The sequence below is a fragment of the Chamaesiphon sp. GL140_3_metabinner_50 genome (assembly GCF_025361915.1).
GTDB lineage: Bacteria > Cyanobacteriota > Cyanobacteriia > Cyanobacteriales > Chamaesiphonaceae > Chamaesiphon.
On the sequence record NZ_JANYJC010000273.1, the window covers coordinates 1 to 5,519 of the forward strand.

6 protein-coding genes are annotated in these 5,519 nt (G+C 46.8%); 3 read left to right on the forward strand and 3 right to left on the reverse strand.

Features of this window, described 5'->3' with window-relative positions:
- Together Q0R35_RS13510 and Q0R35_RS13515 are read right to left on the reverse strand one after the other, a co-directional pair.
- A partial coding sequence (locus tag Q0R35_RS13510) for a helix-turn-helix transcriptional regulator (RefSeq protein WP_295619070.1) occupies positions 1–578 on the reverse strand: 578 nt, incomplete at its 3' end.
- A gap of 287 nt (positions 579–865) precedes the next feature.
- Positions 866–1,339 carry a Dps family protein gene (locus Q0R35_RS13515; protein ID WP_366944892.1) on the reverse strand — a complete coding sequence of 158 codons (474 nt, stop codon included), beginning with the start codon at positions 1,337–1,339 and terminating at the stop codon, positions 866–868.
- A gap of 68 nt (positions 1,340–1,407) precedes the next feature.
- Here Q0R35_RS13515 and Q0R35_RS13520 point away from each other — a divergent pair, with 68 nt between their 5' ends.
- Positions 1,408–2,607, forward strand: a complete 1,200-nt coding sequence (locus Q0R35_RS13520; protein WP_295619073.1) for an FAD-dependent monooxygenase — start codon at positions 1,408–1,410, stop codon at positions 2,605–2,607.
- Positions 2,608–2,654: 47 nt separating this feature from the next.
- Positions 2,655–2,882, forward strand: a complete 228-nt coding sequence (locus tag Q0R35_RS13525) for a hypothetical protein (protein WP_295619076.1) — start codon at positions 2,655–2,657, stop codon at positions 2,880–2,882.
- Between the two features lie 256 nt (positions 2,883–3,138).
- On the opposite strand, the gene Q0R35_RS13530 is transcribed toward Q0R35_RS13525, so the two are convergent.
- A complete protein-coding gene (locus Q0R35_RS13530; protein ID WP_295619079.1) occupies positions 3,139–3,720 on the reverse strand; it encodes a Uma2 family endonuclease in 582 nt (193 codons plus the stop codon).
- Positions 3,721–3,935: 215 nt separating this feature from the next.
- Here Q0R35_RS13530 and der point away from each other — a divergent pair, with 215 nt between their 5' ends.
- Positions 3,936–5,303 carry a ribosome biogenesis GTPase Der gene (gene der, locus Q0R35_RS13535; protein ID WP_295619082.1) on the forward strand — a complete coding sequence of 456 codons (1,368 nt, stop codon included), beginning with the start codon at positions 3,936–3,938 and terminating at the stop codon, positions 5,301–5,303.
- The last annotated feature ends 216 nt before the right edge of the window (positions 5,304–5,519 follow it).

The window sequence follows — 5,519 nt, forward strand, 5'->3', positions numbered from 1 at the left end:
GTTGCAGTTCCTTCAACGAGTTGATGCCAACGCGGATCGTAGGGGATTGTAGCACCAACTTCGCCAATGACAGTTACACCCCAATTACTAATCAATCGATCGATCGATTGCACGAGTGGAAATAATTTACTCGCCGGAAAATTAGGATTATTTTTAGCGGCATATTTAGCAGTCGGAAAGTAAGTTAAAAAAGACTCTAACGTTTGTAAACTTTGTGCTTGAAATTCGGCTGTAAGCGTTGTTTGTTGCTGTTGAAATTGGTGCTGGAGATATTGATATTCTTGCTTGAGCGTTGCTAATTCCCGATCGCTCGATTCGCTGTTGGCGGAGCCTCTCGGAACGAGAATCGAACCTTCTCCAAATGTCGCAATAAGTTCGCCGATACTTATTTGTAAAACACTGCTGATTTTAATTAATGTTTGCCACCGTAATGTATCGAGGTTGCCCGATCGTAGTTTGCCGATCGTACTAGCCGAAATCCCGGTCGATCGATATAGTTGTCTGAAGCTATTAATGCCGACTTTATACATTAATGCTTGCAATTGTAATGTGCGATCTGGCTGTGGAGTTTCAGACATGCGCGCTTAACACTCGATGCTAATTGTGCAAGTAGGGGCAATTCATGAATTGCCCCTACTTGCAGATATTTGGTATGCTCAGAGTTAGAAAACTTTAGCGATTGAGATTGCTGCTGGTGATGCAAAGTCTGCCTAAGCGAACTGCTCACACTAATTAGAAAACCTCCTAACGATCTTGGATACTGCGGTAGTAACCGATCGAAATAAACTCAAAGCTTACTTCTATCCACTATCCACTATTCACTATTCACTCCCACGTCCCTAACGCTAGGGGTAAGTAAAATTGATTATTGGTCTAATAAACTTCTAAGCATCCAGGCAGTTTTTTCGTGTAATTGTAACCGCTGCGTGAGTAAGTCGGCAGTTGGTTCGTCGCTAGCTTTTTCGGCACTAGCATAGATCGATCGCGCCGTCCGACAGACAGCTTCTTGTCCTTCTACGAGCAGTTTTATCATCTCTGTTGCTTTGGGAACGTTAGTTGTTTCGGGAATCGAACTTAGCTTGGCATATTCGCTATAACTGCCCGGTGCGACAAAGCCTAATGCCCGAATCCGTTCGGCAATTAGATCTACAGCTAGGGCTAATTCGGTATACTGAGTTTCAAACATCAGATGGAGCGTTTGAAACATCGGCCCGGTTACATTCCAATGAAAGTAATGAGTCTTCAAATACAGCGTGTAAGTATCTGCCAATAACCGCGATAACCCATCGGCAATTTCTTTACGAGTATCTGCATCGATTCCAATATCTACCTGCATCATGGTTGTCGATCTCCTTAAAATATTTGTAGATCTTTTATTCTATTTTAATCACTATTTTCGATAAAACCATGACCCAAATTGTAATTATCGGCGCGGGGCCGACAGGTTTAACGCTGGCAATGTTGCTAGCACAGCGGGGGATCGCCGTCACCGCGATCGAAGCCTCGACTAATTTTCGGCGGATCTTTCGGGGTGAAGCTCTAATGCCCAGCGGTTTAGCGGCAATCGACGAGATGGGGCTGACGGATTTAGTTGCCGAGATTCCGCACCGCGCCCTAGATGCGTGGGAATTCTATATCGAAAATCGACCGATCTTTCGGGTAGACGAGCCGATAACGCGGGGGGGTAAACCTTGCACGTTAATTTCTCAGCCTGCTTTTTTAGCTGGCGTTCTCGATCGCGCCCAGCAGTGTGCTAAATTCGAGCTGATTCAGGGTACTAACGTCCGAGATTTAGTCTGGAATGGCGATCGGGTGGCGGGGGTCAAACTCAGCGATGGACGGGAAATTACCGCAGATCTGGTCATTGGTGCCGACGGGCGCAATTCGATCGTCCGAGAGCAGGCAAATTTAACCCTCGATCGATCGACTCAGAACTTCGATATCCTCTGGTTTAAGCTGCCTAGTAGCCCCGAATTTGCCGCAGAGAACATCTTCTATTCGATCTTGCGCGGTGGGGATGCTTTTGGGGCTTTTCAGGGGGCTGAGGGCAATCTTCAGGTGGGTTGGTCGCTGCATCGAGATGATGCTCTCGACTGGCAACAGGTCGATTGGGCGGAAAAATTAGCGGCAACGGCTCCCGATTGGTTGGCGGCACATTTGCGATCGCATCGAGATGAAATCGAACGTCCACTATTATTATCGATCGTCGTTGGTCGGTGCTTACAGTGGCAACAGCCGGGGGTGTTAGTTCTCGGCGATGCCGCCCATCCGATGTCGCCGATTCGCGCTCAGGGAATTAATATGGCATTGAGAGATGCCGTGGTGGCGGCAAATCATCTGGTACCAGTCTGCCAAGGCAACCCCGATCTTACGGCGATCGACGGCGTATTACCGCAAATTCAAGCCGAACGCGAACCCGAAATAATTCGCATCCAAAAGTTACAGCAGCAAGAAGTCAACCAAGCCGAATTACTACGAAATTATCCCCTCATCCGGCACGCTGTCAGCCGCCTCGCACCCATTATCGGCAGCCGCATTCGCCACTCCTGGCTCGATCGACAAATTCAATTGCGAGATGGTTTAATACCCGTACAGTTGCGGGTTTAAAGGCATGGAGCCAGTTAAAATGAAAATATCACCATCATTCTTCAACGATGACAACCTTAAATGAAGTCTTGGATGCTGTCATGGAGCTACCCGCAGAACAGCAAGAAATGTTGATTCAGATCGTCCGTCAGCGAACGATTGAAAATCGCCGTGAAGAAATTGCCCAAGCTGCACAGGTTTCGATCTCTGAATTTCGAGCGGGTAAATTAAAAGTCCAAACTGCTGCCGAGGTAATTAGCGATCTTAGAAGAATCGATCCAATTGTCCGATCGTAGATCTACCCACCTCGCCCTTTGGGCACCTCTCCGAGGCTACCCTGTATACACATCTCTGGTGAGAAGCGAAATTGATGGGAATCCCCCTGAATCCCCCTTTCCAAGAGGGACTTCCGGATCCGGTTCCCCCCTTAAAAAGGGGGGTTAGGGGGGATTGGGATCTCAAAACGAAGTCCAATCGACTTGTATATACACGGTAGCCCAAGAGGGGATTTTATTAGATGCGATCGATTAATCATGCGAGACAACTATGAAATTATGATGCCAAATCATCAACTTCAAATTGCACTTGACGATACAGCTCGGAAATCGTAATTTCGATATTAATTGATTCTAGTAACAGACTATCTTCTAGATTGTATTCTGAAAGTACCCACTGACCTCGATCGTTCCGGCGAAATACTTCTACATGATACCTGTCGGCTTGCACCAGTACATATTCTTGTAACGACGTAAATTGACGGTATCTGGCGAATTTTACACCCCTATCTATTGCCTCAGTCGAAGGAGATAATACTTCGATAATTAGACAGGGGAATTGGACGAATTGAGTATCGTCATCTTGTTCGTCGCAAGTCACCACCACATCGGGATAAAAATACTTTTGACCTGGCTCTACTTGCACTTTAACATCGGCAATATAAACTTCGCAAGAGCGATTTAATAGAGCATCATCTAGAATCCTGAAGAAATTGCCTGAAATGCGATTGTGGTTGCGAGTGCCGCCGCTCGTCGCGACTACTTCGCCATCCCAATATTCATAACGTTCTTCTTGAGTCTGTTCCCAGGCGAGATATTCAGCGGCGGTCATTAATAATCGATCGGATAAAGCAACCATAATGTCATCAAGAATTGGTAATTATTAAGCTTTAGTCAAAGATAAATTATCGAAAGGTACTTAACACATCATTTTAGCAAAGCTTCCAGAGCGTAACGTTTAATCTCGTTGGCGTAGCCTCCCTGAAAGGGAATCAGCAAATGTACTCGAACTAACCACAATTTCCACCCGATCGCGGGTACACTATAATATTGCTCTCTTGTGTTCAGAATTTTATGTCGCTGCCGATCGTTGCTATTATAGGTCGTCCCAACGTGGGTAAATCCACACTCGTCAATCGTTTGGCGGGAGCACGGGAATCGATCGTGCATGATGAGCCAGGAGTTACCCGCGACCGTACATATCGTCGGGCATTTTGGCAAGATCGTGAGTTTGTGGTTGTAGACACCGGAGGGCTGGTGTTTGATGATGAGACCGAATTCCTACCCTTGATTCGCGAACAGGCGATGATGGCTCTGTCGCAGGCTAGTACGGCAATATTTGTCGTCGATGGACAGCAGGGAATTACGGGTGGAGATTTGGAAATTGCGACTTGGTTGCGGCTCCAAAAAATCCCCATCTTTGTCGCTGTTAATAAATGCGAATCGGAAACAGTCGGTGCCATGCAGACTGCCGATTTTTGGGAATTGGGATTAGGCGAACCCTATGCTGTCTCCGGTATTCACGGGAGCGGTACGGGGGAATTGTTAGACGATCTGATTCTGACTTTACCCGTAATGGATGAAGTTGACGAGCCGGAAATTCGGATCGCCATTATCGGTCGTCCGAATGTGGGTAAATCGAGTTTGTTGAACGCTTTCTTGGGTGAAAATCGCTCGATCGTCAGTCCAATTTCGGGGACTACTCGCGATGCGATCGATACGGTAATTAACCGCAATGGGACTAATTATCGGTTGATCGATACGGCGGGAATTCGGCGGAAGAAAAACGTCGATTATGGGCCAGAATTTTTTGGGATCAATCGGGCTTTTAAAGCGATCGATCGGTGCGATTTAGTGCTGCTGGTACTTAATGCTGTCGATGGTGTAACCGAGCAAGATCAAAAATTAGCCGGACGGATTGTTGAAGAGGGTCGGGCTTGTGTAATTGTAGTCAATAAATGGGATGCTGTAGAGAAGGATTCCTATACAATTTATGACTATCAAGAGCAGTTAAATAATCGGCTGAATTTTACAGAATGGGCGGAAAGTATCTTCGTGAGTGCCTTAACCGGACAACGCGTTGATAAAATTCTAGAAGTAGTAGATCGCGCTGTCGAACAACACCGTCGCCGCGTCAGTACTGCAACAATCAACCAAGTACTAGAAGAATCTACGAGTTGGCATAATCCGCTGGTAACTCGTCAGGGTAAGCAGGGTAAAGTTTACTACGGTACCCAAGTCAGCAGCCAACCACCAACGATCGCTCTATTCGTCAACGACCCTTCGCGGTTTAATGATAACTACCGTCGTTATATCGAGAATCAGTTCCGGAAGCAGCTCGGCTTTTCGGGGACTCCGTTACGTCTGCTCTGGCGCGGGAAGAAACAACGCGAAGGTGAGAAGATTGTCAACCGGGCGACGAGAGTTAAAGCAGCTAAGTAGTCGATCGTGTATTAAGTTGAATCTAGCAAAAAAGGGAGGGGCGATTCATGAATTGTCCCTCCCTTTTATCTACGGTATACATACATAAGTCTGTTGGATGTGATGCGTAGTCTTTTACCCCCCAACCCCCCCTTATAAAGGCTATCCATTACCCATAGATCTCACATGCCATACGGGCTGCGGTTTCCACAGGTAGGGGCAATGTCTTGTCGGTTT